The sequence below is a fragment of the Komagataeibacter nataicola genome (assembly GCF_003207795.1).
GTDB lineage: Bacteria > Pseudomonadota > Alphaproteobacteria > Acetobacterales > Acetobacteraceae > Komagataeibacter > Komagataeibacter nataicola.
Genome location: NZ_NIRT01000001.1, coordinates 152,315 through 179,090, shown reverse-complemented (window position 1 = coordinate 179,090; position 26,776 = coordinate 152,315). Strand labels below are relative to the sequence as shown.

The following is a 26,776-nucleotide window of genomic DNA, read 5'->3' as shown; positions in this document are numbered from 1 at the left end:
TCCTGGATGCCCGCCGCCATGCTCCGGCAGGCCTGCACGTAATCTTCGCGTTGCGTTGTAACGTGGTCTTGCCCATCCGTCACGGGTCGGTAGCATATACCGAACCTGCACGGGGATAAAACCGCCTTGCGCGCCATTACAGGTATGGCGCCGGATTGACCGTGCTCCCCCCATGGCGCAACTGCACGAACAGGGTGGGCCTTGAGCCGCCGCCGTTCCATTGCGGCATCTGGCCCACGGCGGCCCCGCGGCTGACCTGCTGGCCAGCCGCCACCGCGATCTCGCCCAGTCCCGCCAGCACAAAACGGTAATGCTTGCCACAGTCAAGGATCATCATCTGGCCATAGGTACGGAACGGCCCGGCAAAATCAATGCGCCCCGTGCATGGCGCGCGCACGCTTGCGCGTGACGGTGGCGCGTAGGTGATGCCGGTGGCGGGGCCGCTTTCAGTCGGGTGACCCCAGCCGGTCAGCACCGTGCCCGCCACGGGTGCGCCCGCGCTGGCGTTGGTGGTGCTGATGCCCGGACCCGCGCCATCGGCCATTTCATGCGCCTGGCGCCGTGCGGCGGTGGCGGCCTGCATGTTATGCGCGCGCTCGGCGGCGCGGGCGGCCTGTTCCAGATTTTTCTCCGCCTGTGCCTCGGTTTCCTCGATGCGGGTGATGGCGTCCTGCACGCTCGAGGCGCGGCGGGCGGCATCTTCCACCGCCTGGGTTGCGCTTTGTGCTGCCGCATTCGAGCGCTGCTGGGCCTCAAGGGCGGCACGGGCCGCGCGGTTGACCGCATCGCGCTGGGTTTCGCGCTGTGTCACCACCTGGCGCATCTGCTGCTGCTGGCGGCCAAGTTCATCATCAAGGGCCAGCAGCCGGGCGCGGCGGTCGTGTATGGCGCGGGCCTGCCGGGCGATGTCGCTCATCATGCCATGCACCACCAGCAGGCCGGTCACGGCGCGGTCAGCGGGCAGGGGCACGGCCAGCAATGTGTCGGCGGGGTAGAGCGACAGGCGCTCGGCCAGCGGCAGCAGGGGGGCGAGGCGGGCAACCTGGGCGGCAAGCTGCTGGCGCAGGGCCGCCTGCTCGGCGTGCAGGTCGCCAATGCGGTCATCGAGATCGGCGGCCTGCTGCTCGGTGTGTTGCAGCCGGGCCGTGGCGTCTACCGTGGCGGCGGACAGGCTGGCTGCTTTTTCGGCATCCGCGCGGGCCTGTTCGCGGGCCTGCTGCTGTTCCTTGCGGCGGGCCTCGAGGTCGTGGGCCTGCTGCTGCTCGCGCGCCAGCAGGTTTTCATGCGCGGTGCGTGCGGCCTCAAGCTGTTCGCGGATGCGCTGCTCGCTGGCCGTGGTGGCATGGGGCGTTACGTGCGTGGCATGGCCCGCGCGGGCATGGGGCGTGCTGCCCCCCGCATGGGCCGGTACGGCCCCGGCAGGTGCGTGTGTTGCGCATAAAAACACGAACCCGCTGGCCAGGCGGACCGGCCAGCGGGCTCTGGAATGCAGGCGTGGTGTCAGGATGGCGTGGGCCCATCCAGCAGCGACTTTCCACTCATGGCGGCGGGCTGGGGCAGGTGCATGAGTTGCAGCAGCGTGGGCGCCAGATCGGCCAGGCGGCCATCATGCAGCCCCATGCCCTGTGGGCCACCTGCAAGCACCACGGGCACCACGTTGAGCGTATGGGCGGTGTGGGGGCCGTTGGTTTCGGGGTCGAACATGGTTTCCGCATTACCGTGATCGGCGGTGACCAGCAATGCGCCGCCTGCGTGTTCGATGGCTCTGGCAATGCGGCCCAGCCCGGTATCGACCGCCTCGACCGCCTTGATGGCGGCGGCGAGCACGCCGGTATGGCCCACCATGTCGGCATTGGCGAAGTTGAGCACAATCAGGTCGTATTTGCCACTGCCGATCGCCTCGACCGCGCGGTCGGTCAGTTCGGGGGCCGACATTTCGGGCTGGAGGTCATAGGTCGCGACCTTGGGGGAGGGCACCATGATCCGGTCCTCGCCCGCAAGCTGTGCTTCACGCCCGCCATTGAGGAAGTAGGTGACATGCGGGTATTTTTCCGTCTCGGCCATGCGTAGCTGCTTCAGCCCCGCGGCACTCACCACGTCGCCTAGCAGGTCATGCAGGGATTGCGGGGGAAAGAGCACGGTAATCAGTTCGGCCAGCCGGTCGCTGTAGCGGGTCATGCCGGTCACGGCGGCGAAGTTGATCACTTTCGTGCGCGTAAAGCCCTCGAAATCCGGCTCGAGCAGCGCATCGAGCAATTGTCGGATACGGTCGGCGCGGAAGTTGAAGCTCAGCACCCCGTCGCCATCGCGCATGCCGCCATATTCGCCAATGACGGTGGGGATGACGAACTCATCGGTGGTGCCGGCCTCATAGGCCTTGTCGAGCACATCGAGCGCATCACCCGCATGCGGGCCTTCACCGGCCACGATGGCGTTGTAGGTCTTCTCCACCCGGTCCCACCGGCGGTCACGGTCCATGGCGTAATAGCGGCCCGACACCGTGCCGATGCGTGTGCCCTCGGGCAGGGCCGAGAGCAGTTTGCACACATAGCCATGCCCGGATTGCGGGGCGGTGTCGCGCCCATCGGTAAAGATGTGCATGGTCACCGGCACGCCCGCCGCGCGCACGATGCGGGCGAGGGCCACGGCATGGTCCTGGTGGGCATGCACGCCCCCGGGCGAGACGAGGCCCATGAGGTGGCATGTGCCGCCTGTTTTTTTGAGGGCTGCGATAAAGTCCCGCATCACTTCGCTGCCTGCCACCGTGCCATCGGCCAGGCCGGTAGTGATGCGCGGCAGTTCCTGCATGACCACGCGGCCCGCGCCGATATTGAGGTGGCCGACCTCGGAATTGCCCATCTGCCCGCCCGGCAGGCCAACATCCTCGCCACAGGTCTTGAGGAAGGCGCGGGGGCCGGTCGCCCATAATTTATCAAAAGCGGGGGTACGGGCGGCTCTGACCGCGTTATTGGCGTCATCCTCGCGCCAGCCGAATCCATCAAGCACCACCAGCATGACGGGGCGGGGAGTGTTCACTGTTTCATGGTCGTTCATGGGGTTATTTTCTCCCTGTTTTATTTTGTGTGGCATGATGCCCTAAAAGCGTTCAGCGTCAAATGCCTCTGTAGCCAAGGAAGGAAGCAGCCATGTCTGATCCCGCAAGCAAGGGGCGCGCATCATGCGGCTGCCTGAGCCCCGAGCAGTTGCGCATATTGCGCGAACACGGCACCGAGCGCCCCGGCTCCAGCCCGCTGAATAACGAAAAGCGTGCCGGTGAATATCGTTGCGCGGACTGTGGCACGCCGCTGTTCCATTCCGGCACGAAATATGAAAGCGGCAGCGGCTGGCCTTCGTTTTTTGAGGCCATACCCGGCGCGGTGGGCACCACCACCGATACCAGCCACGGCATGACCCGCACGGAGGTGCATTGCGCGCAGTGCCACGGGCATCTGGGCCATGTGTTTCCCGATGGGCCGCCGCCCACGGGCCTGCGCTATTGCATGAACGGGCTGGCCCTGACATTCGTGCCGCGTGACGGTGCCGCCTGAAGCAGGCGCCAGAAAAAAGTTTTTGGGTGCCCTCTTTTCCCCTCAGGGCGGTGTTCTCTGAAGCTTCTTGAAAAAAGAGCTTCACCAAAAACTTTTATGACTTTTTAGAAGGAAGCAAGATGACCGAGCCTGCCACCCCGCATGATGCGGGTGTTGTTGTTGTCGATCACCCGCTGGTGCAGCACAAGCTGACGCTGATGCGCGAACGCCAGACTGCGACCGGCGCGTTTCGCACGCTGGCGCGTGAACTCAGCCTGCTGCTCGGCTATGAGGCGATGCGCGACCTGCCGCTTGAGCCGGTGGAAATCGACACCCCCATGGAGCGCATGGAGGCCCGGCGGCTGGCGGGCAAGAAGCTGTGTCTTGTGTCCATCCTGCGCGCGGGCAACGGCATTCTCGACGGGCTGCTCGATCTTGTGCCTTCCGCGCGTATTGGCCATGTCGGGCTGTATCGCGACCCCGAAACGCTGGAGCCGGTCGAATATTACCTCAAGCTGCCCGATGATGTTGGCAACCGCATCTGCCTTGTGGTCGACCCCATGCTGGCCACGGGCCACAGCGCCGTGGCGGCCATTGACCGGCTGAAGCAGGCCGGATGCAACAGGATGGTGTTCGTGTGCCTGCTCGCCTCGCCCGAAGGCGTGGCCTGCCTGCGCAGGGCACACCCCGATGTGCGGATCGTGACCTGCGCCATTGATCGCGGGCTGGATGAGCACGGCTATATCCGCCCCGGCCTTGGCGATGCCGGCGACCGGCTGTTCGGCACGAAATAAAACACCCTGGGGTGGCTATATGCTGCCCCGCAGGTCTGCGATTTTAAGAAACTGTTTTAAAACAACTCATTGATAAAAGTTTTTGGGTGCCGCCTTTTTTTTAAAAAGGCGGCGTTCTTCGAAGCTTTTTGAAAAAAGCTTCACCCAAAACTTTTATTCTCTGTTTTTGAGCGCCCGCGTCAGGCGCGCCGTACGATATAGGTCTTGGCCAGTTCCGCCTCGAGTGCGCGGGCATGTTCGGGGTCGCGGGCCTCGATCATCACCTCAAGCTCGGCGGCCTGCACGCTTGGCGTGGTGAACAGGCGCTGGTGCGAGACCTCGATGATGTTGCCGCCCTCTTCGCCAATCTTGCGCGAGATGTCAGCCAGCACGCCGGGGCGGTCGGGTATTTCCATTTTCAGGCACAACAGTCGCCCGTCGCGCAGCAGCGAGCGCAGCAGGGTATTGGCCAGGATGCGGCTGTCGATATTGCCACCCGTGATCGGCAGCGCCACACGCTTGCCCCGGAACAGTTCGGGGTAGGTCAGCACGGCGGCAAGGGCTGTAGCGCCCGCGCCCTCGCTCACCTGCTTGGCGCCTTCGGCCAGCATGGTAATCGCGGTCTCGATGGCACTTTCCGGCACGACGAGCACGCTGGAGACGAGTTCACGAATGACCTCGAGCGGCTGGCGGCCGATCTGCAGCACCGCAATGCCCTCGGCAATGGTCGCTCCACCCGGCGGCATCACCTCGTCACCGGGGAAACCGGAAAGCGAGGAGAAGTTTTCCACCTGCACGCCAGTAATGTCCATGCCCGGCTGGAGCGCCTGCCCGGCCACGGCGCAGCCCGCAAGCAGGCCGCCGCCACCAATGGGGCAGACGAAGGTGTCCAGCGGGCCTGCATCCTCGAACAGTTCGAGTGCAAACGTGCCCTGTCCGGCCATGACCTCGGGGTCATCATAGGGGTGCACGAACACACGCCCCTCGCGCTGGCACAGCATGTTGGCATGCGCCGTGGCTTCGGCGAAGTTGTCGCCTTCCAGCACTACGGTCGCCCCCCACGCAGCGGTGCGCGTCACCTTGGCGGCAGGCGTGAAGCGCGGCATGACAATCACCGCATCAATGCCAAGCAGGGAGGCATGGCGGGCCACACCCTGCGCGTGGTTGCCTGCCGAGACGGTAATCACGCCGCGCTCGCGCTCGCGCGGGGTAAGCAGGGCGAGCTTGTTGGCCGCCCCGCGCTCCTTGAACGAGCCCACCGCCTGCAGGTTATCGAGCTTGAGCACGATATCCGCGCCGGTCGCGCGCGAGAGGGTCTGGCACGGTATTGTGGGCGTGTGCAGCACGCGCCCCTTTATCCGCTTTGCGGCGGCGGTGATATCTTCAAGCGTGATCACGGTTTATGGCCTAGCCGTAGGTAACTTCCAGGATTTCGTAGGTCCGGTCGCCGCCGGGGGCGGGCACGGACACGCTGTCGCCCACGCTCTTGCCAATCAGCGACTTGGCCAGTGGCGATGAAATGGACAGAAGCCCCTGCTTGATGTCGGCCTCGTACACGCCCACGATCTGGTAGGTGGCTTCCTTGTCTGTTTCCTCATCCACCAGCTTCACGCGCGCGCCGAACTTGACCTGATCGCCCGAGAGCGAGGCCGGGTCGATCACCTCGACGGAGGAGACGATTTCCTCCAGTTCCTGAATGCGGCCTTCGGTAAAGGACTGGCGCTCACGCGCGGCATGGTATTCCGCGTTTTCCGAAAGGTCGCCATGGCTCCGCGCTTCGGCAATGGCGCGTATGATCGCGGGGCGTTCTTCACTCTTGAGCTTGCGCAGTTCGTCTTCAAGCCGTTCGAGCCCGGGGGCTGTCATCGGAAATTTCTGCAAGGTTTGTCCCCGAGGTGAAGGTCAGTTTCCGCAACTGACGGTTGGTTGCTGTGTCCGGGCATATCGCCAGTAATACAACGCGGGTAGCCTGCCAGCCCAGGGACCGGCAGACCACCCGCGTTGTGGCGATGCGCTCAGAATGATCCCTTAAAATAGGATTGAAGCGGCGCGACTTCAAGAACCCCCTCGCGCATGGCCGAAATGGCATGCGTCGCGGCCCGCGCTCCCGCAATGGTGGTGTAGTGCGGAATGCCGTGGGTGAGTGCGGAGCGGCGGATGTCGAAGCTGTCGCTCACCGCCTGCGCGCCCTGGGCTGTGTTGATGACCATCTGGATCTCTCCCGAGCGGATGGCATCGACACAGTTGGGGCGGCCTTCGAGCACCTTGTTGATCACGTCCACCGCAACGCCTGCTTCACGCAGGTATTTGGCGGTGCCGCGGGTTGCCACGACCTTGAAGCCCATCTCGACAAGCAGGCGGCCAATCGACTTGACGGCGGCCTTGTCGCTGTCGCGCACCGACAGGAATACCGTGCCCGAAAGCGGCAGCTTCACGCCCGCTGCAAGCTGCGACTTGGCGAAGGCCCGTTCGAACGAGGCATCAAGCCCCATGACCTCACCCGTCGAGCGCATCTCGGGGCCGAGGATCGTATCCACGTCGGGGAAGCGGTTGAAGGGGAACACTGCTTCTTTTACCGCCACATGCGGGGCGACGGCCCGGTCATCAAGTCGGAACTCGGCCAGCTTCGCACCGGCCATGACACGCGCGCCGATCTTGGCTACTGGCACGCCGGTCGCCTTGGCCACGAAGGGCACGGTGCGCGAGGCGCGGGGATTGACTTCGAGCACGAAGATCTCCTGCCCCTTGATCGCATACTGCACGTTCATCAGGCCCACAATGCCCAGTTCACGCGCCATGGCTTCGGTCTGGGCCTTGAGCTCGGTCACGATGGCGGGCGAGAGCGTGTAGGGCGGCAACGAGCAGGCGCTGTCACCCGAATGGATGCCCGCCTCCTCGATGTGTTCCATCACACCGGCCACATAGACTTCCCTGCCATCGGCAATGCAGTCCACGTCCGCCTCGATCGCGTCATTGAGGTAATGGTCGATTAGCACCGGGCCGTTGGCCACTTCCGCACCCGCAAGCTGCAGGGCCACGCGCATGTAGCGCTGCAGGCTGGCGCGGTCATGCACGATCTCCATTGCGCGCCCGCCCAGCACGTAGGACGGGCGGACCACGACCGGATAGCCGATCTTCTCGGCCACGGCCTCGGCTTCCGCCGGGCTGCGGGCAATGCCGTTGGCGGGCTGGCGCAGGCCGAGCCTGTGCAGCATGGCCTGGAAGCGCTCGCGGTCCTCCGCGCGGTCGATCGCATCAGCCGGGGTGCCGAGCAGCGGAATGCCCGCGGCCTCGAGCGCGCGCGACAGCTTGAGCGGGGTCTGGCCGCCATACTGCACGATGCAGCCCAGAACCTTGCCGTTCTCCTGCTCGCGGCGGATCAGGGCAATCACGTCCTCGGCGGTCAGCGGTTCGAAATACAGGCGGTCCGACGTGTCATAGTCGGTCGAGACGGTCTCGGGGTTGCAGTTGACCATGATTGTCTCGAAACCGGCCTCGCGCAGGGCGTAGGCGGCATGGACGCAGCAGTAGTCGAACTCGATGCCCTGGCCGATGCGGTTCGGGCCACCACCCAGGATGACGATCTTCTTGCGGTCCGTCGGCCGGCTTTCGCATTCCGGCACGCCGTATCCGCCCTCATAGGTGGAATACATGTAGGGCGTGGGGGATGCGAACTCACCGGCGCAGGTGTCGATACGCTTGTACACCGGGGTCACGCCACGGCCTTCGCGCAGCTTCGCAATCTCCTCGGCCTGCGTGCCTGACAGGCGGGCAAGCTGGATGTCGGAGAAGCCCATGGCCTTGAGCGCGCGCAGGCTGTCGGCATCCTCGGGCAGGCCATCACGCACCACCGCATGCTCGGCGGCCACGATCTTGGCCAGCTCGCGCAGGAACCAAGGCTCGAAGCGGCAGGCATCGTGAATGTCTTCCACGCTCAGCCCCGCGCGCAGGGCCTGGGCTGCCATGAGGATGCGCTCGGGGCGCGGCTGCGACAGGGCGGCGCGGAAGGCATCCGGCCCGCCATCGCCCGGTGCCTCGACCGGGTCCAGACCCGCCAGCCCGATTTCCATCGAGCGCAGGCCCTTCTGCATCGCCTCGGGGAAGGAGCGGCCAATGGCCATCGCCTCGCCAACCGATTTCATGCTGGTGGAAAGCAGCGCAGGCGTGCCGGGGAACTTCTCGAACGTAAAGCGCGGGATCTTGACCACCACGTAGTCGATCGTCGGCTCGAACGAGGCCGGCGTGCTGCCGGTAATGTCGTTGGTCAGTTCATCAAGCGTGTAGCCCACCGCCAGCTTGGCCGCGATCTTGGCAATGGGGAAGCCCGTGGCCTTCGACGCCAGTGCGGAGGACCGCGACACGCGCGGGTTCATCTCGATCACCACGACGCGGCCATCGACCGGGTTGATGCCGAACTGCACGTTCGAGCCACCGGTTTCCACCCCGATCTTGCGCAGGCAGGCCAGCGACATGTCACGCAGGCGCTGGTATTCCTTGTCGGTCAGGGTCAGGGCCGGGGCGACGGTGATGGAATCACCGGTATGCACGCCCATCGGGTCGATGTTCTCGATGGAGCAGATGATGATGCAGTTGTCAGCCGTGTCACGCACGACCTCCATCTCATACTCCTTCCAGCCCAGCACGGATTCCTCGATCAGGACTTCCGTGGTGGGGGAGGCATCAAGCCCGGAGGTGACGATGCGGTCGAACTCCTCCTTGTTATAGGCAATGCCGCCGCCCGAGCCGCCCATGGTGAACGAGGGGCGGATGACCGAAGGCAGGCCCACGGTGGCAAGGGCTGCGCGTGCTTCATCAAGCGAATGGGCGATCAGGCTGCGCGGGCTCTCGATGCCGATCTCGTCCATCGCCTCGCGGAATTTCTGGCGGTCCTCGGCGCGGTCGATCACCTCGGCGTTGGCGCCGATCAGCTCGACATTGTGCTTCTTGAGGAAGCCCGACTTGTCGAGCGCCATGGCCGTGTTGAGCGCCGTCTGCCCGCCCATGGTGGGCAGCACTGCATCGGGCTTTTCACGCAATATGATCCGCTCGACGAATTCCGGGGTGATCGGCTCGATATAGGTCGCATCCGCCAGCCCCGGATCGGTCATGATCGTGGCGGGGTTGGAGTTGACCAGAATGACGCGGTAGCCCTCTTCCTTCAGGGCCTTGCACGCCTGCGCGCCGGAATAGTCGAATTCACACGCCTGGCCGATTACGATCGGGCCGGCGCCAATAATCAGGATGGAGCTGATGTCTGTCCGTTTGGGCATGTCGGGTCGGCTTTCACGCGGTCTTGGTTGTGGTGTCGATCAGATCGACAAAACGGCGGAACAGGTAGTGGCTGTCTGACGGGCCGGGGCTGGCCTCGGGGTGGTACTGCACCGAAAACGCCGGGTAGCGGCTGGTGGCGATACCCTCGTTCGAGCCGTCAAACAGGCTGGTATGGGTGGCGCGCACGTCAGTTGGCAGGGATTTGTCATCCACCGCGAAGCCGTGGTTCTGGCTGGTGATTTCCACCTTGCCGGTTTCAAGATCCTTGACCGGCTGGTTCGCCCCACGGTGGCCACGCGCCAGCTTGTAGGTTTTCGCACCCAGCGCCAGGGCCAGAAGCTGGTGGCCGAGGCAGATGCCAAAGACCGGCTTGCCCGCTTCGAGCACGCCTTTGATGGCGGGCACGGCATAGGTGGCGGTCGCCGCCGGGTCGCCCGGCCCGTTTGACAGGAACACGCCCGCGGGGTCGAGTGCCAGGATTTCCTCGGCGGTCGTGGTGGCGGGCACCACGGTCACGTCACAGCCAGCCGAGGCCAGGCAGCGCAGGATGTTGCGCTTGGCCCCATAATCAACAGCCACCACCTTGCGGCGCTTTGCAGGCAGCGCTTCGGTGCCATGCGGCCACTGCCACACGCCTTCGCTCCAGCCGTAAGGTTTGGCGCAGGTCACTTCACGCGCAAGATCCATGCCTTCCAGCCCCGGCCAGGCGCGGGCCTTGGCGAGCAGGGCGGGGAGGTCGAATTTGCCGTCCGCCGGGTAGGCCACGATGGCCGTCTGCGGGCCGCCTTCGCGGATGCGCCGCGTGATGGCGCGGGTGTCGATGCCACAGATGCCCGGCACGTTCTGCGCCCTGAGCCATGCATCGAGCGATTCGGTCGCGCGCCAGTTGGCGGGCGCGGTCAGGTCTTCCTTCACCACCAGCGCGCGGGCGTTGATGGTGGTGGCCTCATCATCCTCCGGCGTGGTGCCGGTATTGCCGATATGGGGGAAGGTAAACGTGATGATCTGCCCCGCGAAGGAGGGGTCGGTCAGCGTTTCCTGGTAGCCGGTCATGCCGGTGGAAAAGCAGATCTCGCCCAGCGCGCGCTCCGTGCTGTACGCGCCGAATCCGCGCCCCCACAGGATGGTGCCATCGGCCAGGATCAGGGCGGCTGTCGCAGCTTTGGGCCTCTCGGCCGGTGCGATCGGGTTTGACGTGCTCATCGGGGGCTCCGGTCGGTCGGATTCTGTATCGGGTTGCAGGTCGGACAGTGACAGGCCGGTGGCGCGCAGCACGGTGGTCCAGTGCTTGGGCGGAATGGCGCGGGCCTGCCGCCATTTGCGAATGGCCTCGGTGCTGACGCCTGCCAGCTTCGCGGCCTGTTCGGCCCCGCCAAGGCGTTCGATAATACTTTCTATCGTCATCGGCATTGGATGATGTCCCTTCCGGGAGTATTGCCTAACAGCGTCTCTGGTAATTGGGAAGAAAATTCCCACATATCCTTACACCGAGACATTGGGAAAATTATTCCCGGCATGCAAGGGGGGCATCGTGCCCTCCCGCCGGGCAGAGGAGTTGACAGCATGTCCCTGCGCGCACGTTTCATGGATGACCTGAAAACCGCCATGAAGGCTGGCCAGAGCGAAAAGGTCGGCACCATCCGCATGATTACGGCAAAGCTGAAGGATGTCGATATCGCAGGCCGCGCCAGGGGCGAGGACCAGGTGAGCGATGAGGCCGTGATTTCCATGCTGCGCGGCATGATCAAGTCCCGCACGGAATCGGCGGCGATGTACCTCAAGGGCGGCCGCCCCGAACTGGCCGGAAAGGAAGAGGCCGAGATCGCGATCATCCGCGACTACCTGCCCCCCGATCTGGATGACGCCACCATCGAGGCCGCCGTGCGCGAAGCCATCGAGCGCACCGATGCCACCTCCATGAAGGACATGGGCAAGGTCATGGCGGCCCTCAGGGAGCAGTTTGGCGCGGCGCTGAACCCGGCCAGCGCATCCGCCGTGGTGCGTGCGCGGCTTTCGGCCTGATCGCGCCGGAGTCCGTATAACGATGGCGCTTGACCCCGCATTCCTCGATGAACTGCGTGCCCGCACGCCCATCGCCCCCGTGATCGGGCGGCGCACCAAACTGGTGCGCTCGGGAAAAAACTGGAAGGCATGCTGCCCCTTCCATGGGGAAAAGACGCCATCGTTCTATGTGTATGATGACCACTACCACTGCTTTGGCTGCCAGGCGCATGGCGATGTCATTACATTTGTCATGCAGAGCGAGGGCCGTTCCTTCCCCGAGGCGGTGGAGGAACTGGCCACGGCGGCCGGCATGGACATGCCAAAGCCCGACCCGGTGCAGCGCGAGCGCGCCGAGCAGGCCCGCAGCCTTGGCGATGTGCTCGAGGCCGTGCAGCAGTCATGGCGGCGCAGGCTGTATGAGCCGGAAGGGCGCGAGGGGCTGGCCTACCTGCAGGGTCGTGGCCTGACGGATGAGACCATCGCCGCCTTCGGTCTGGGCTGGTCGGGTGCGGGGCGGGGGGATCTGGTGGCCGAAATGGCCAAACTCGACATAACACCCGCCATGCTGCGTGATGCGGGGGTCATGCGCGCCGATGAAAGTGGCGCCCCCCAGCGTGAACTGTTCTTCAACCGCGTGACCTTTCCCATCCGCGACCGGCGCGGGCGGCTGGTCTCGTTTGGCGGGCGCATTCTGGGCGATGGCCAGCCCAAATACCTCAACGGGCCGGAGACCGCGATTTTCTCCAAGCGCCGGGTGCTCTTCGGCCTCGACCGCGCGCGCGAGGGCGTGCGCGGCAGCGGAGCCGGGGCCGAGCTGCTGGTGGTTGAAGGCTACATGGATGTGATCGCGCTGCATCAGGCAGGCTTTGCTGGGGCTGTCGCCCCGCTGGGCACGGCGCTCACCGCCGAGCAGCTCGAGGCGCTGTGGCAGGTCGCTCCGGCACCCGTACTGTGCTTCGATGGCGATGGCGCAGGCCAGCGCGCGGCGGTGAAGGCGGCGGAAACCGCCCTGCCGCTGCTCAATATCGAGCGCACCCTGCGCTTTTGCACCCTGCCCGAGGGCGAGGACCCCGACAGCCTCGTGCGCCGTCATGGCAGTGCCGCCATGGCCGCCATGATCGAGGGTGCGCGCCCGATGGGGCAGGTATTGTTCGGGCTGATGAGCGAGGGCGTACGCGACCCCGGCCCCGAACAGCGCGCGGCCCTGCGGCGCAGGCTCGTGGCGGTGGCGGCCCTCATACCCGACAAGACGCTGGCCGCCGAATACCGCTCGACCCTGCTCGACAGCTTTTTCCAGACCTTTCGCCGCGATGGGCGCGGGGGGGCAAAAAGGGTGCCCGTGGCCACTGCGCCGGTCGCCCCCATGGCTGCCGACCTGCAGCGCCAGTGCATTCTCAGCGCCATCCTGCTTGAACAGCCCCGCGTGCTCGACGCGGTGCAGGACGCCTATTGCAGCCTCGAACTGCCGCCCGACCTCGCGGCCCTGCGCGAGGAGCTGCTCGACCTGTATGACCGCAATGGCGAACTGCCCGATACGGATGAACTTGCAGCCCGGCTGGCCGCCGCGGGCCTTGCCGATGTGCGCCAGCGCGTGGCCGCCACACGCGGGCGGCGCGGCCAGGCGGCGGATGCCGACCTGTTCGATACCGACCCCGTGCAGGAGTGGTGGCATTTTTACGCACTGCTCGACGTGGAGCGCTTCGCCGCCGAACTGCGCGCCGATACCGAGCGCCTGTGCGCAGGCACGCCCGATGAGGCGGAATGGGACAGCCTGCGCACCCGCCTGCTGGCGCTCGACGCCCTGCGCCGTGGCGACGAGGAGGAGGAGGAATGAGGCGGAAAATGGGCCGATTGAATGAAATGGGGCGTGCGTGCCCTTGACTTCGACCATGTTATCGACCACCTGCACCAGACAAATGCAGATGAAAACGGTATGATTGGCCGTATCCTGTCCCGGAGCATGAAGGGGGCGGGAACAAGGGCGCGGCCCCTGTGCGCGGGCTGGTTTGGGCGCACGCGTGTAAACGGATTTGCTGGGTAGGGATAGATCGGGCATGGCGACAAAGACAGCCACGGGTACGGACACGGCTTCAGGGGATCAGGACAACGATACAACCCTGCTGGACACCCGGTCCGGCGCCGTAAAGAAGCTGATCGCGCGCGGCAAGGAACGCGGCTACATCACGTTCGACGAACTCAACGCCGTCCTGCCGCAGGACCAGATGTCCTCCGAGCAGATCGAGGACGTGATGGCCGCCCTGTCCGAGATGGGCATGCAGGTGGTCGAGAACGAGGATAACGACGAGACCGAGGCTGCTCCCGCCGCTGAAACCAAGAGCGACGACACCGCCGAGGAAGAGACCGAGAGCGAGGAACCCGCCGCCGGTAACGTCGATACCGAAAGCCTTGGCCGCACTGATGACCCGGTGCGCATGTACCTGCGCGAGATGGGCTCGGTCGAGCTGCTGTCGCGTGAGGGCGAGATCGCCATCGCCAAGCGCATCGAGGCGGGCCGTGACGAGATGATCGGCGGCCTGTGTGAAAGCCCGCTGACCTTCCGCGCCATCATTTCGTGGCATGAGCGGCTCAAGGCCGGTGAGATGCTGCTGCGCGACATCGTTGACCTCGAGGCCATGCAGGCAGGCGGAAACGACCCGGCCGAGACCGCCGAGGGCGAGGACGCCTTTGCCGAAAACGAGGGCAACGAGGCCGAAGAGACCGAGGAAAGCGAGAGCGAAGGCGAGGGTGAGGGCGAAGGCGCGGGCCTGTCGCTTTCCGCGCTGGAGGAAAAGCTCAAGCCCGAGATCCTCGAGCAGTTTCAGGAAGTCGAGGCGCTGTACGAGGCGCTGCACAAGGTGCAGGCCGAGCGGCTGGAAAAATTTACCGCGGGCAGCGAAATCTCCGCCGATGAGGAAGCCCGCTACGAGCAACTGCGCCTGGAGCTGGTGGGCAAGGTGCAGCAGGTTCACCTGCACAATGCCCGCATCGAGGTGCTGGTCGAGCACCTCAAGGAAATCTTCCAGCGCCTCAACGGGCTTGAAGGCCGCATGCTGCGCCTTGCCGAGAGCACCCGCGTCTCGCGTGATGATTTCCTGCTCAAATACCGTGGCCGCGAACTCGATCCGGGCTGGATGGACATGGTGGCAACCCTGCCCGCCAAGTCGTGGAAGAACTTTCTCGCCAAGCATGCCGAGACGGTGATCCGCCTGCGCAACCAGGTGGCCGAGCTGACACAGGAAACCGGGCTGCCGGTAGGCGAGTTCCGCCGCGTCTATGCCACCGTCTCGCGCGGGGAGCGGGATTCGGCGCGCGCCAAAAAGGAAATGATCGAGGCCAACCTGCGCCTCGTGATCTCGATCGCCAAGAAATACACCAATCGCGGCCTGCAGTTCCTTGACCTGATTCAGGAAGGCAATATCGGCCTGATGAAGGCGGTGGACAAATTTGAATACCGCCGTGGCTACAAGTTCTCCACCTACGCCACGTGGTGGATCAGGCAGGCCATTACCCGATCGATCGCCGATCAGGCGCGCACCATCCGTATTCCCGTGCACATGATCGAGACGATCAACAAGCTGGTGCGCACCTCGCGCCAGATGCTGCACGAGATCGGGCGCGAGCCCGCGCCCGAGGAACTGGCCGAGAAGCTGGGCATGCCGCTTGAGAAGGTGCGCAAGGTGCTCAAGATCGCCAAGGAGCCAATCTCGCTCGAAACCCCGATCGGTGACGAGGAAGACAGCCACCTTGGTGACTTCATCGAGGACAAGGCCGCCGTCATTCCGCTTGATGCCGCGATCCAGACCAACCTGCGCGAGGCGACGACGCGGGTGCTGTCCTCGCTCACACCGCGTGAGGAGCGCGTGCTGCGCATGCGCTTTGGCATTGGCATGAACACCGACCATACGCTGGAGGAAGTGGGCCAGCAGTTCAACGTGACCCGCGAGCGTATCCGCCAGATCGAGGCCAAGGCGCTGCGCAAGCTCAAGCACCCGAGCCGGAGCCGCAAGCTGCGCTCGTTCCTTGATGATAACTGAGGTTCCATGTACCCCCAGCCGCGATGAGCCGGATGGGGGTGGAACACGGATCGGGGTGGATGTGACGTTCCTGTGCATGGACCGTCCGCCACCCGGAATTCCTCCGGCGCTGCCGCCGGGCTACAGCATCCGCCAGACCTTCCGCCCAGGGGTTGCGTGGTACCGCGCCCTGTATGATGCGGTGGGGCAGGATTACTGCTGGTGGCTGCGCCGCGTCATGCCCGATGCCGAGCTTGCCCGCCTGCTGTCAGGCCCCGGCATTGCCGTGCATGTACTCTATGATGGCAGCGAGCCTGCCGGTTTCTGCGAACTCGACAGCCGCTACGGGCCTGACGTGAACATCGCCTATTTCGGCCTGCTGCCCGCATGGATCGGGCGCGGGGTGGGGCAGGCCTTCCTGCATAACATGGTGGCACGGGCCTGGGGGCTGCGGCCTGCGGCGCTCAGGGTCAATACCTGCACGGCCGATCATCCGCGTGCGCTGCCCAATTACCTGCGGGCGGGGTTTCGCAAGGTGCGCACCCTGCATGAGGTCTGGACCATTCCGCATGCGCTCGGCCTTGTGCCGCCCGCGCGGCTGCGGCTGGCCTGACATGCAGTCAGACGCATAAAAATAGTATCTCAGATATTGTTATAACACGAAACCGTTACCATTTCCTCTCTGTTGCATAATTGGAGAGAGGGCAATGGAGTTCGACGTATCCTATTACAAATTCCACGGCGTGGATCGGGCTGCCCTGCTCGATGCGCTTGGCCTGCGTGACACCGGCACGCCCGATCCGGGGGGTGAGGCGCCTTACGCCATAGCCGACCTGCCCAACGGGTGGTTTGTCATCCGTGTTGATAACGACAGCGGGCTTCTGGCCGATTATGACCGTAAGACCCTCGTGCGCGAGGGCAGGCTGGTCACGTGTGATGTCGGGAGCGTCGACCCCGTCAGCCAGGCTCAGGGCTACGAGGAGGGCGAGGAATGCTGGAGCGTGGTGCATGACGGGCGTGGCGGGGAGATGCTCGCGCTCGAGATAACCGGCGAGGCCCCGCCCGCCGTGCCCGCGCTGCACAGGGAGGCCTTTGTCGCCACCCGCGCCATGATGGAAAAGGGCGAGACCCGTGGCCCCGGCCCGATGCTTGACGTGCCGCTCGCGGTGGTCAAGTCGGTCACGGGGTTCCGCCATGACGAGCCGCAACTGGTCTCGCCCGAGCCGGTCTTTACGTGGCTGGCGCCGAAAGATCCGAAGTAAACCGTACTTTTTCCTTGTGCCGGGGCGGGGTTTGTGTTTCAACCCGCTCCTTCCCTGCCGGGTGCGTGGCATCGTCCCCGGCTATACCCGTGCCCTGTGGGCAACATGGCGGACCGTGTCCGGCCATGCGGGGGTTGAAGTGATCCGAAGGGAGTACCAATGCCGTTGTATGAAACCGTGCTGATCGCACGTAATGACGTGTCGCAGCAGCAGGTCGAAGCCATTGCTGATGGCATCGCCACCTATCTGGAAGCCGAATCCGGCTCCATCAAGAAGCGCGAATACTGGGGCCTGCGCACGCTGGCTTACCGTATCAAGAAGAACCGCAAGGGCCACTACATGCTCCTCGGCCTTGATGCGCCTGCCGCCGCGGTCAAGGAAATCGAGCGCCAGCTCAGCCTGAACGAAGATATCCTGCGCGTCCTGACCCTGCGTATCGACGAGATTGACGAGGCTCCCTCGGTCATCCTGTCGCGCAAGGGTGACGAGCGTGAGCGTGGCTTCCGTGGGCCCAAGCCCACCGGCCGTTTCGAGAGCGGCCGTGGCACGCGCCGCAATTTCGATGACCGCGAGGAGTTCCGCGCCCGTAACGAGCGTGAAGAACAGCAGCGCGCCAACGCCACTGCCAGCGCCGAAGCGGAGTAAGAGCTGATGTCTGAAACCACCGAGATCAACCCCGCCGCCCGCCGCGTTGCGGTTGGCGCGCGCCGTCCGTTCTATCGTCGCCGCAAGTCCTGCCCGTTCTCCGGCCCCAACGCGCCGAAGATCGACTACAAGGACGTGCGCCTGCTGAGCCGCTTCCTGTCCGAGCGTGGCAAGATCGTTCCCAGCCGCATCACGGCAGTCTCCGCCAAGAAGCAGCGTGAACTGGCCCAGGCCATCAAGCGTGCGCGTTTCCTGGCTTTGCTGCCCTACATTGTAAGCTGAGGGAGGCAGAATCATGTCCGCAGTAGAACTCATCCTGCTCCAGCGCGTCGAGAAGCTGGGCCAGATGGGCGAGATCGTCACGGTGAAGCCGGGCTATGCCCGTAACTTCCTGCTGCCCCAGGGCAAGGCGATCCGCGCCAACGCACACAACCGCGAGCGCTTCGAGCGTGAGCGCGTGCAGCTTGAGGCCCAGAACCTCAAGAACCGCGAGGAGGCCGAGCGCCTGTCCGAGCGCATGCACGGCCTGTCGGTCATCCTGATCCGTCAGGCGGGTGACAGCGGCAGTCTGTACGGCTCGGTTACGACCCGTGACATCGCTGAAGCGGCGACCAAGGCTGGCCTGACCATCACCCGTAACCAGGTGATCCTGCCCGAGCCGATCAAGCAGCTTGGCCTGTATGACGTAAGCGTTGCCCTGCACCCGGAAGTGTCCATGCAGGTGACCGTGAACGTTGCCCGCTCTGAGGAAGAAGCAGAGCGTCAGGCCCGTGGCGAGGAAATCGGCGTTGATATCGACGACGAACCCACACTGGCTGATGAAGGCGTGGTAACCGAGGGCGAAGTTTCGGAAGAGACCGCCATCGAGGAAACCCCGGCTGTCTGATTGACCTGATCCGTCACCCGCCCGCGGGTGAGCGGACCGGTTGTGAAAGCCCGGAAGAGGAAACTCTTCCGGGCTTTTGCCGTTCGGGTTGCAGCGTAAGGCATGCGGGGAGAAAACCGATGACGCCTGTACTGCTGGACCGGGCTTTCAGCCATTTCATCACTTCAGGCCGGCTCGAGGTCTATTACCCTGATGGAGACCGGCGCAGCTACGTGGGCAGGCCCGGCCCGCAGGCCGCCATGCACCTTGCCGATACGGCTACCGCGCGCGCCCTGCTGCTTGACCCCGCGCTGAAGGTGGGCGAGGCCTACATGGCCGGCACGCTGCGCCCCGTGGGGTGCACGCTGTATGAGCTGATGCATGTGCTCATGCGCAACGTGATGGAGCGCAGCCCGGCGGGCGAGCGCGTGTTCTCCACCCTGCGCTTCATGGCGCGGTCATGGCTGCAGGACAACACCCGCCAGCGCGCCCGGCGCAACGTGGCCCATCATTACGATCTCGACAGCACGCTGTACCGGCATTTTCTTGATGAGGACATGCAGTATTCCTGCGGCTACTTCCCCACCGGGCATGAAACGCTGGCCGAGGCGCAGGCTGCCAAAAAGCATCATCTCGCCGCCAAGCTCCACCTGCACCGTCCCGGCATGAGCGTGCTGGATGTGGGGTGTGGCTGGGGTGGACTGGGGCTGACTCTGGCGCGTGATTATGGCGCGTGTGTCACCGGCATCACCCTGTCGAGCGAGCAGTTGCACATTGCCCAGAGCCGGGCGCGTGCTGCGGGGCTGGAGGGCAGGGTGCGTTTCGAGCTGCTCGATTACCGCACTGTTGCACGGCAGTATGACCGGATCATTTCAGTCGGCATGTTCGAGCATGTGGGGGTGGCGCATTACCCTGCCTTCTTTGCCGCCATGCGCCGCGCGCTCCGGCCGCATGGGGTGATGGTGCTGCACGCCATAGGCCGCAGGGAAGGGCCGGGCGTGACCAATCCGTGGATTGACCGCTACATCTTTCCCGGTGGCTATTCCCCCGCCGTGAGCGAGGTGGTGGGGGCGGTGGAGCGGGCAGGGCTGTGGCTGGCCGATTGCGAGATCTGGCGCCTGCACTATGCCCGCACCATCGCCCACTGGCGCACCCGTTTTGCTGCGCGGCGCGCCCAGATCGCCCGGCTGTATGATGAGCGTTTCTGCCGTATGTTCGAGTTCTACCTGGTGGTGTCCGAACTGGCGTTTCGCGTGCAGGGGCACATGAACTTCCAGCTTACGCTCTCGCGTGAAATCAATGCCCTGCCGCTGGCGCGTGACTACATGCTGGCGCGGGGCCAGCGGGTAGAAAGTGCGGCATAAGGGGCAGAATAAAAGTTTCTGGGTACTGCCTTTTTTCAAAAAGGCGGCGTTCTTTGAAGCTTTTTGAAAAAAGCTTCACCAAAAACTTTTATCTTTTCAGGCTACAGCCGCGCTGCGGCGGGCATGCAGGCGGGCGAGGCGGTCGAAATCCGCGATTTCGAGCGTTTCCGCCCGGCGGCTGCCCTCAATTCCCGCTTCGGCCAGAAGCGCTTCGCCACCGATGGATTTCAGCGCCCCGCGCAGCATCTTGCGCCGCTGCCCGAAGGCTGCCGCCGTAACCTGCTCCATGGCGCGGAACAGGGCGGCATCGGGCTGCTGGGCATGCGGGATCAGCCCCACCACGGCGGAATGGACCTTGGGCGGCGGCGAGAACGCGCCGGGTGGAATGTGCATCATGACCCCACAGCGGCATGTCCACTGCGCCAGCACGCCCAGTCGGCCATAATGGTCTGAGCCGGGAGCGGCGCAAATGCGCTCGGCCACTTCCTGCTGGAACATGAGCGTCAGCCGCGACCATGCACTCGCCTGCCGCAGCCAGCCCACGAGCAGCGGTGTGCCCACGTTGTAGGGCAGGTTGGCAATGATCTGGCGCGGGGCTGGGCACAGCGTGGTCAGGTCGCGGCGCATGGCGTCCGCTTCGATGATCTGCAGGCGCTCGGGTGCATGGGCCGCAAGCTCGGTAATGACCGCCACCGCGCGCGGATCAACCTCGACGGCGATGATGCTGGCGGCCTTTGTGTCGAGCAGCGCGCGGGTCAGGCCACCGGGGCCGGGACCAACCTCGACCACATGCTGTCCCGCAAGGTCGCCCGCCAGGGCCGCGATCCGCGCCGTAATGCCTGGATCAAGAAGGAAGTGCTGCCCAAGCGCCTTGCGCGCATCCAGCCCATGCCGCGCAATGGTGTCGCGCAGCGGCTCAAGCCCGTGGGGGCGCTGTGGCATGGTCATGACGGCGCTCAGGTCTTGGAGCGCATGTCGATGATCGCGCGGCGCTGGAGGTCACGGTTGAGCTGGCGCGAGGTCTGCTCCACGCGCTCGCTCAGCAGGTGATCGGCAATCTGGCTGGGCGTCTGGATGGCGATGTTGCGCTCTTCACGCGAGCAGACCATCAGCACCAGAATGCCGTCCACCGAAACCAGCGGGTGGCTGGCCTTGCCGGGCGGAAGTGGCTCGAGCACTTCGCGCATCTGCGGGTTGAGGTGGTTCAGCATCAGGTCGCCGGGATCGGAGGGGTGCTTTTCGCCGTTTTTCTTGTTCTGCGCTTCCATCTGATCGCAGTTTTTGGCGCTGGCGGAAAAGGTATTGGCGGCGTCGAGCGTCTGCTTCTGCTGGTCCGTCGGGTTCTCGGGGTCGAGCGGCGCATCGAAGGGGAAGAAGGCCTGCCGGATGGACAGCACGGTTACCATCTGGTGGCCCACCGTGCGGCGCTCGGCAATGGTGGCGATCACGTAACCACCCGCCACCCGGATGGGGTTGGAGATGGCGCCATCGGGCATCTGGCGCGCGACCGCTACCACCTGCGGGTCAAGCCCGTCTTCCTGAGTCCAGCCCATCATGCCGCCGTCAAGCGCGCTCTGCCCCTGCGAGAACTGGGCCGCGACAATGGGGAAGGGCGCGCCCTCGCGCAGTTCCTGAATGATGGTTTCGGTGAATTTCAGCTCGCCTTCGGGGTGGCGCTGATCCTCGACGGGAATGAAGATCTCGCTGATCATGTATTCCGGCTTGCCATCCTCGCGCTTGAGCGCAGCCATGCGCTGCTCGATCTCGGCTGCGGTGATGCGCCCGTGTTCCGCCGTTTCCTGCCGCAGCACCTGCGACCAGCCAAGCTGCACGCGGATCTGGTCGATCAGCGTGGTCAGCGAGACGCCATCTTCCGCCAGCTTGTTGCGCAGCGCGTTCTCGGGCATGCCGTTGCGCTGCTCGATGCCGGAAATGGCCCCCGCGATCTGCTGGATGGGCACGTTGATGTGGCGATCGAGCATTTCCTGCATGCGCAGCTTTTCATCGATCAACTGGCGCACGATCTGCGGGCGCAGACGCTGCATCACGTCGTCGCTCACATCCAGCCCCGAGGAGAGCGCAAACAGCCGCCCGCGCGTGTCGATGTCGCGCTTGGTCAGCACCGCGCCGTTGACGGTGGCGACAATGGAATCCTGATCTTCCGCCGCCTGGGCCTGCTGGGCAATGGCATGGGCGCTGCGGGCGCTGGCCACGGGCTGGTGCCCCACCAGCACCAGGCATGCCAGCAGGGCCGTGGCAAGCGTGCGGCGCGGGCCGCGGCGGCGGGGCGCAGGGGGGAAGGCTGTGCCAGGGAAGGCAGGGAAAAAGGGCATCCGGCTCGGTCTTTCGCGCATCAGGTCAGCCATTTATACCAAACGTGCCGATGGTTTTGAACGTAAGGGAGAACATTACGGTCGAATTGCTCTGTTGGCCACCAATCGTGGTGTACTGCTTGAGATACATGACATCCAGCCCGAAGCAGTCATTCTGGTAGCCCGCATCGCCACCCACCGCCACGCTTTCCTTGCGCGACAGGCTGCGGCGCAGATAGGCGGCGATGTGCCAGTTATCCCAGTTGGAGGCGGCGCCCACCGTGAGTTCGCTGACCGGCTTGTAATAAATCGACGGCGCCGTCGTGGCATAGGTGCGCTGGGCGTAATAGTAATACGGCGTCACCGGCTCGAACAGGTATCCACCCGTTACGCGGAAATGGCGGAACCCCGCGCTGCCCAGCGCATCGGCAAAGTCCACCTTGCCCGCATAGGGGTCGAGCCGCATCTTGCCGTCAAAATCGAAATACTGGTTGGGCACCATGTGCGTGCCCATCACCACATCCGACAGATGATGGTTCAGCCCCGAATAGGGGATGCGGTTGTGGTCGATATGCTCCTGGAAGCTCTCGCCGATCAGCACGTCGATCTGGTGGCCGTTCCATGTCCAGTTATTGTGCAGCCCCACATTGGCGCGCAGGCCGCCGTCAAGCCGGTCGGTGCCCGCGTAGCGGTTGATGGCGAACAGCGTGGAATCGGTAAATTCGTAGGTCAGGCTGTCCTCGTTGGGGATGTTGCGCGAGGTGCTGTTGCCGGTGTTGGGCGCGGCAATGAACTGCACGATCGGCTCGAGGATCTGGGTGCCGGTATTGTGGTTGAAGCTGCGCAGGAAGGGCCAGTTCATTTTCAGCGCGACTGTGGGTTCCACCTGCCCCTGCACCTGTGTGCGGGCCGTGCGGGCAAAATTGGGCTGGCCGTTGAGGTCGGTCGCGCGATGCACGGCGGATTCGACATGCAGCGTCAGGTTCCATATCTGCCCCAGCGAGTTATGGAAGGGGCGGTCCCAGTTGAGCGAGAGCTGGCCGCGCTGGTCGGATGTGCCATTCTGGCGGTAGACATAGAAATCGGTCGTATCAAGCGCGAAGCGGCCGCCGAGCGCATCGGGCTGGCCAAAATAGCTGTAGGTGTAGCGCGGCAGGACCCAGGGCAGGTCCTTGTTGTTGATGATGCCCTGGTTCATGCCCTGGTAGCCTTCTGCATCGATGCGCGAATACGAGCCGGTGCCGAAGCCTTCAAGGTAAAGGTTGGAATTGAGCGTATCCTGCCCATAGCCGCTGACGCGGTAGTCGCGCATGTAGTTGGGCGAACTGGCCCAGCGGATGTTGCCGCCCGCGCGCCAGCTCCTGTTGATGTTCACCTGCCCGCTTGCCGAGATGTAGCCCTGCACGCCATGGTTGTTCGAACTGTTCACCGTATCGCCAAACGTATTGACGTATGTGCTGTCGTGGTGGGTGTCATAGGCGATGTTGCCGTTGATGTTGAGGCGTGCGGTATTGAAATACCGGCGGAAATTCATCATGAGTTCCGGCCCGGTGCGGGTGGCGAACAGGCCGGTTGCCGTAAGATCGGAGTAGCGGTCGATCACCCAGTAATACGGGATGGTGACATAGGTGCCCAGATAGCGGTCATGCGGGGTGAAGCCGGGGGTGAGGAACCCGCTCTGCCGCCGCACGGACGGATCGGTCATGGAGAAGGCGGGCAGGTAAAAAACTGGCACGCCAAAGAAATCAAAGAACACATCGCGGAATTCCAGCCGCTTGTGCTGCAGGTCATGCGTGGCGTCAAAGGAGCGGAACTGCCAGAACGGCGCGCGCTCGGGGTGGCGGGCACAGACCTCGCACGCGGTATAGACCACGCGCGTCAGGTCATTGACCTTGCTGTTGGTGCGGCGCAGGCCGTTGGCGGCAAGGCGGGTGTTGTCATACATCTGGGCGTACATGCGCGTCATGATGCCATCGCGCATGCCGTTGCTCAGCTCGGCATATTCGGTAAACAGCACGGTGCCGTCAGGCTCGACAAGCGCCACGTTGCCCCGTGCCGCGGCCACGCCGGTATTGCGGTCATATACGACCCTGTCGGCGCGCATGATCTGGTCATTCTGCCATAGCTGCACGTTGCCGGTCCAGGTGGCGATGCCGTTCTTGCTGTCATAGGCCACATGGTCGGCCTGGAAGGTCATCGGGTCGGTATTCGAGACCGTGCCGGAAAACGAGGCCGGGGCTTGGGGCTGGCTCTTGGGGGCGTGGATGGGCATGGCGCGCACCGGCCGGTCCGCCCGCGCCTCCGGGGCAAACAGGTTTCCGCCCATCATGGTGGCCGCAAGCAGCAACCCGCGCGAAAACCGCCGCATGGCGACGGGGGGCCGTACAGGTGACGGCGCGCGCGGGGAAGGGGCGGGACGGGACATTAACCGTCCTCTAGATGAAGAAGTAGCGTGACTGCAAGACAAAGCCCGGCCACGGTGGGTGCCCATGCGGCCAGAAGGGGTGGCAGTGTTCCCGTTTCACCAAACTGCGCCGCGATCTTGGAGATGGCAAATAGCGCGAAACCGGCCGCCACGCCAAAGCTTATCATGCGCACCACCCCGCCCCGCCGCGCGGGCCGCATGGAAAAACCGGCGGCCACCAGCGCCATGGTGCCCGACAGCACCGGCAGCGTGAGCAGGGTCTGGAAATGCAGCCGGTGGCGGATGGTGGAAAAGCCCGAGCGCCTGAGCTGGCGGATAAAGCCCGGCAGCGCCCAGACCGACAGCGTATCGGGCGAGGCGAAGCTTTCTTCCACACCGGCCAGGGTCAGGTCGGCGGGGAGCGTGATCTCGCCCATTGCCTCGGGCATCTCGTCGGGGCGCAGCAGGCGCGCGGTGGTCAGGATCCACCGCCCCTTGCCCAGATAGCCGTTCTCGGCCTCGATGCGGGCCATGAGGTCATCATCAGGCCCCATGCGGAAGACGGTGATCCCCCCCACATGCAGCATGCCGCCACTGAGCCTGACCTTGCGGGCGTGGATGATGGCCGTGCCGTGGCTGACCAGCCCGTTATCGCTCTGGCGCAGCCACAGCGTGCCGCCGGTCATGTTGAGTGACTTGCCGTTATTGTCGCGCAGGTACTGCCGGTCGAGCACCTCCGCACGGCGATACATGACGGAGGAAAGCGGCGAGACGGCGGTTGTCGCGACCGTGCCGATCAGCACGGCGCAGATGACCGGGCCTGCCAGAAACTGCCATGCCGAGATGCCCGCCGCCCGCGCCACCACAAGCTCCGACGTGCGCGCAAGCCGCCAGAAGCAGATGATGCCGCCAAGCAGCACGCCAAAGGGCAGGATCTCGAGGCAGGCGAAGGGAATGTGCAGGAACGCGATCTCGCTGACCAGCGAGGTCGGCACGTTGGGGCGTGTCGAGACCCGGCGCAGCAGGTCGATGAAATCGAACATCGTGATCAGCCCGGTCAGGAAGGCGATCACGGCCAGTGTTGCATAGGTGAACTGCCGCGCGATGTAGAGCGAGAGCGTAAAGGCCATGTTCATGGGCGTGGGCTGCCCGCCGGGGCCGGCCTGTCGCGGTCCGCGCGGAATTCGGGCCAGAACAGGAGCGCCGCGCAGATCAGGCCGGGGGTCAGCGTGCAGATCCACATCAGCGGCATGAGCTGGAGGTTGCGCGAGGCAAGGTTCTGCACCGCCAGCGTGAGCGCCTGCACGGCCACCACGCCAAGTATGGCCAGCACCGGGCGGATGATGCTGGCCTGGCGGGAATAATTGCCCCCCATGGCCCCAAGCAGCCCGATCATGGCGAACGAGAAGGCGCAGAACGGCGTGCTCAGCCTGCGCCAGGCCTCGATGACCATCTTGCTTTCATCGCGGCGGGAATAGAGGTGCATGTCGGGGTGCAGCAGTTGCGCGATCGGCAGCTCATTGGCGTCGGGCTGGCGGGTATGGTTGCCGTGCGGGCTGGACAGGTCGATGGTGTTGCGCGCGAAGGTGAGCACGTTGAGGCGGCCGGTATGGGCATCGATTTCCTGCCGCGAGCCGTTGAACAGCACCACGCGCGGCTGGTCGCCCACAATCACGAGGTTGCCTTCCTCCGCCAGGATGGTGGCCTCGGCGCCGGGAGTGCGGTCATCTTCCACCATGATGCCATGCAGCGTGCCATCCTTGTCGCGCGTGCGGATATAGACCGTCATGCTGTCCGACACCTGCGTGAAGACGCCATCCTGAATGAGGAAGGCGGCCATGCGGTTGCGGATCTGGAATTCATACTGCCTGAAGGCATGGTACGATACCGGCACCACCCACACGTTGAGCAGCAGGCATGCCCCTGTGGCAATGGCCGCGCACATCAGGCCCGGCCGCGCCATCATGAAGGGCGAGAGGCCGGCCGCCTGCATTACGGTCAGTTCGCGGTCGGTGCCGAAGCGCTGGTAGATGAACTGCACCACAACAAAGGTGGTGATGGGCAGGATCACCGCCACGAAGGAGGGGATGAGCAGGCTGGTCAGTTCCAGGAACACGCGCAGCGACAGCCCCCGCCCCACCACCAGCGAGACGAAATGCAGCGACTGGGTCAGCCAGATCAGCGTGGCCAGCGCGCCCGTGCTCGCTGCCAGCGCCAGCAGGAGCTGGCGCAGCATGTAACGATCCAGAATCGACAGGCGCGGCGCAAGGCGGTCGGGACCAGGGCGGAGGGCAGGCATGCCCCTGTCTACCCCTGTTCCCGCCGGGGCAAAAGGG

The 26,776-nt window shown here is 64.7% G+C and carries 22 protein-coding genes; 11 read left to right on the top strand and 11 right to left on the bottom strand.

Annotation, left to right across the window (positions count from 1 at the left end; translation table 11 throughout):
* Nucleotides 1-136: 136 nt before the first annotated feature.
* Nucleotides 137-1,447 carry a murein hydrolase activator EnvC family protein gene (locus CDI09_RS00860; RefSeq protein ID WP_078524526.1) on the bottom strand — a complete coding sequence of 437 codons (1,311 nt, stop codon included), beginning with the start codon at nt 1,445-1,447 and terminating at the stop codon, nt 137-139.
* Nucleotides 1,448-1,500: 53 nt separating this feature from the next.
* A complete protein-coding gene (gene gpmI, locus CDI09_RS00855) occupies nt 1,501-3,054 on the bottom strand; it encodes a 2,3-bisphosphoglycerate-independent phosphoglycerate mutase (protein WP_078524525.1) in 1,554 nt (517 codons plus the stop codon).
* A 92-nt stretch (nt 3,055-3,146) separates the two neighbouring features.
* Between gpmI and msrB the strand changes: the two genes are divergently transcribed.
* Complete coding sequence (gene msrB / locus CDI09_RS00850) at nt 3,147-3,548, top strand: peptide-methionine (R)-S-oxide reductase MsrB (protein ID WP_078524524.1); 402 nt, start codon at nt 3,147-3,149, stop codon at nt 3,546-3,548.
* A 119-nt stretch (nt 3,549-3,667) separates the two neighbouring features.
* A complete protein-coding gene (upp, locus tag CDI09_RS00845; RefSeq protein ID WP_078524523.1) occupies nt 3,668-4,321 on the top strand; it encodes a uracil phosphoribosyltransferase in 654 nt (217 codons plus the stop codon).
* A gap of 179 nt (nt 4,322-4,500) precedes the next feature.
* On the opposite strand, the gene CDI09_RS00840 is transcribed toward upp, so the two are convergent.
* The 4 genes from CDI09_RS00840 to carA form a co-directional block, all read right to left on the bottom strand.
* Nucleotides 4,501-5,697, bottom strand: coding sequence for a threonine ammonia-lyase (locus CDI09_RS00840; protein WP_078524522.1), 1,197 nt, complete (start codon nt 5,695-5,697; stop codon nt 4,501-4,503).
* A gap of 10 nt (nt 5,698-5,707) precedes the next feature.
* Nucleotides 5,708-6,181, bottom strand: a complete 474-nt coding sequence (gene greA / locus CDI09_RS00835) for a transcription elongation factor GreA (protein ID WP_078524521.1) — start codon at nt 6,179-6,181, stop codon at nt 5,708-5,710.
* A 134-nt stretch (nt 6,182-6,315) separates the two neighbouring features.
* Nucleotides 6,316-9,570 carry a carbamoyl-phosphate synthase large subunit gene (gene carB, locus CDI09_RS00830; protein ID WP_078524520.1) on the bottom strand — a complete coding sequence of 1,085 codons (3,255 nt, stop codon included), beginning with the start codon at nt 9,568-9,570 and terminating at the stop codon, nt 6,316-6,318.
* 13 nt (nt 9,571-9,583) lie between these two features.
* Nucleotides 9,584-10,981 (bottom strand): glutamine-hydrolyzing carbamoyl-phosphate synthase small subunit, encoded by a 1,398-nt coding sequence (gene carA / locus CDI09_RS00825; RefSeq protein ID WP_078524519.1) that lies wholly within the window; start codon nt 10,979-10,981, stop codon nt 9,584-9,586.
* 153 nt (nt 10,982-11,134) lie between these two features.
* Here carA and CDI09_RS00820 point away from each other — a divergent pair, with 153 nt between their 5' ends.
* The 9 genes from CDI09_RS00820 to CDI09_RS00775 all read left to right on the top strand — a co-directional run bounded on the left by CDI09_RS00820 (nt 11,135) and on the right by CDI09_RS00775 (nt 19,724).
* Nucleotides 11,135-11,593, top strand: coding sequence for a GatB/YqeY domain-containing protein (locus CDI09_RS00820; protein WP_078524518.1), 459 nt, complete (start codon nt 11,135-11,137; stop codon nt 11,591-11,593).
* Nucleotides 11,594-11,615: 22 nt separating this feature from the next.
* The gene (gene dnaG / locus CDI09_RS00815) at nt 11,616-13,409 is read left to right on the top strand and encodes a DNA primase (RefSeq protein ID WP_078524517.1); all 1,794 of its coding nucleotides are present in this window, start codon (nt 11,616-11,618) and stop codon (nt 13,407-13,409) included.
* Between the two features lie 220 nt (nt 13,410-13,629).
* Complete coding sequence (gene rpoD, locus CDI09_RS00805; RefSeq protein WP_110571143.1) at nt 13,630-15,609, top strand: RNA polymerase sigma factor RpoD; 1,980 nt, start codon at nt 13,630-13,632, stop codon at nt 15,607-15,609.
* Nucleotides 15,599-16,201, top strand: coding sequence for a GNAT family N-acetyltransferase (locus CDI09_RS00800; protein ID WP_078524514.1), 603 nt, complete (start codon nt 15,599-15,601; stop codon nt 16,199-16,201). The genes rpoD and CDI09_RS00800 overlap by 11 nt, the downstream gene beginning before the upstream one ends.
* A 94-nt stretch (nt 16,202-16,295) precedes the next feature.
* Nucleotides 16,296-16,850 carry a hypothetical protein gene (locus CDI09_RS00795; protein ID WP_078524513.1) on the top strand — a complete coding sequence of 185 codons (555 nt, stop codon included), beginning with the start codon at nt 16,296-16,298 and terminating at the stop codon, nt 16,848-16,850.
* A 159-nt stretch (nt 16,851-17,009) separates the two neighbouring features.
* The gene (gene rpsF / locus CDI09_RS00790; RefSeq protein ID WP_078524512.1) at nt 17,010-17,495 is read left to right on the top strand and encodes a 30S ribosomal protein S6; all 486 of its coding nucleotides are present in this window, start codon (nt 17,010-17,012) and stop codon (nt 17,493-17,495) included.
* 6 nt (nt 17,496-17,501) lie between these two features.
* Nucleotides 17,502-17,777 carry a 30S ribosomal protein S18 gene (gene rpsR, locus CDI09_RS00785; protein ID WP_061271282.1) on the top strand — a complete coding sequence of 92 codons (276 nt, stop codon included), beginning with the start codon at nt 17,502-17,504 and terminating at the stop codon, nt 17,775-17,777.
* A gap of 13 nt (nt 17,778-17,790) precedes the next feature.
* Nucleotides 17,791-18,381 (top strand): 50S ribosomal protein L9, encoded by a 591-nt coding sequence (rplI, locus tag CDI09_RS00780; protein ID WP_061271280.1) that lies wholly within the window; start codon nt 17,791-17,793, stop codon nt 18,379-18,381.
* A 119-nt stretch (nt 18,382-18,500) separates the two neighbouring features.
* The gene (locus CDI09_RS00775) at nt 18,501-19,724 is read left to right on the top strand and encodes an SAM-dependent methyltransferase (RefSeq protein WP_078524511.1); all 1,224 of its coding nucleotides are present in this window, start codon (nt 18,501-18,503) and stop codon (nt 19,722-19,724) included.
* Between the two features lie 96 nt (nt 19,725-19,820).
* Here the strand turns inward: CDI09_RS00775 and rsmA are convergent, their stop codons facing one another.
* From rsmA to lptF, 5 genes are read right to left on the bottom strand one after another with little or no spacing between them, the layout of a single operon-like run.
* Complete coding sequence (gene rsmA / locus CDI09_RS00770; protein ID WP_078524510.1) at nt 19,821-20,672, bottom strand: 16S rRNA (adenine(1518)-N(6)/adenine(1519)-N(6))-dimethyltransferase RsmA; 852 nt, start codon at nt 20,670-20,672, stop codon at nt 19,821-19,823.
* An 8-nt stretch (nt 20,673-20,680) separates the two neighbouring features.
* Nucleotides 20,681-22,057 (bottom strand): peptidylprolyl isomerase, encoded by a 1,377-nt coding sequence (locus tag CDI09_RS00765; protein ID WP_236944607.1) that lies wholly within the window; start codon nt 22,055-22,057, stop codon nt 20,681-20,683.
* Between the two features lie 25 nt (nt 22,058-22,082).
* Nucleotides 22,083-24,461 (bottom strand): LPS-assembly protein LptD, encoded by a 2,379-nt coding sequence (locus tag CDI09_RS00760; protein ID WP_078524508.1) that lies wholly within the window; start codon nt 24,459-24,461, stop codon nt 22,083-22,085.
* Entirely contained in the window at nt 24,461-25,576 is a 1,116-nt protein-coding gene (gene lptG / locus CDI09_RS00755) for an LPS export ABC transporter permease LptG (protein WP_078524507.1), read from the bottom strand. Before lptG ends, CDI09_RS00760 begins: the two co-directional genes overlap by 1 nt.
* Nucleotides 25,573-26,739: an LPS export ABC transporter permease LptF gene (lptF, locus tag CDI09_RS00750; protein ID WP_078524506.1), complete on the bottom strand. Its 1,167-nt coding sequence runs from the start codon at nt 26,737-26,739 to the stop codon at nt 25,573-25,575. The genes lptG and lptF overlap by 4 nt, the downstream gene beginning before the upstream one ends.
* Between the last annotated feature and the right edge of the window lie 37 nt (nt 26,740-26,776).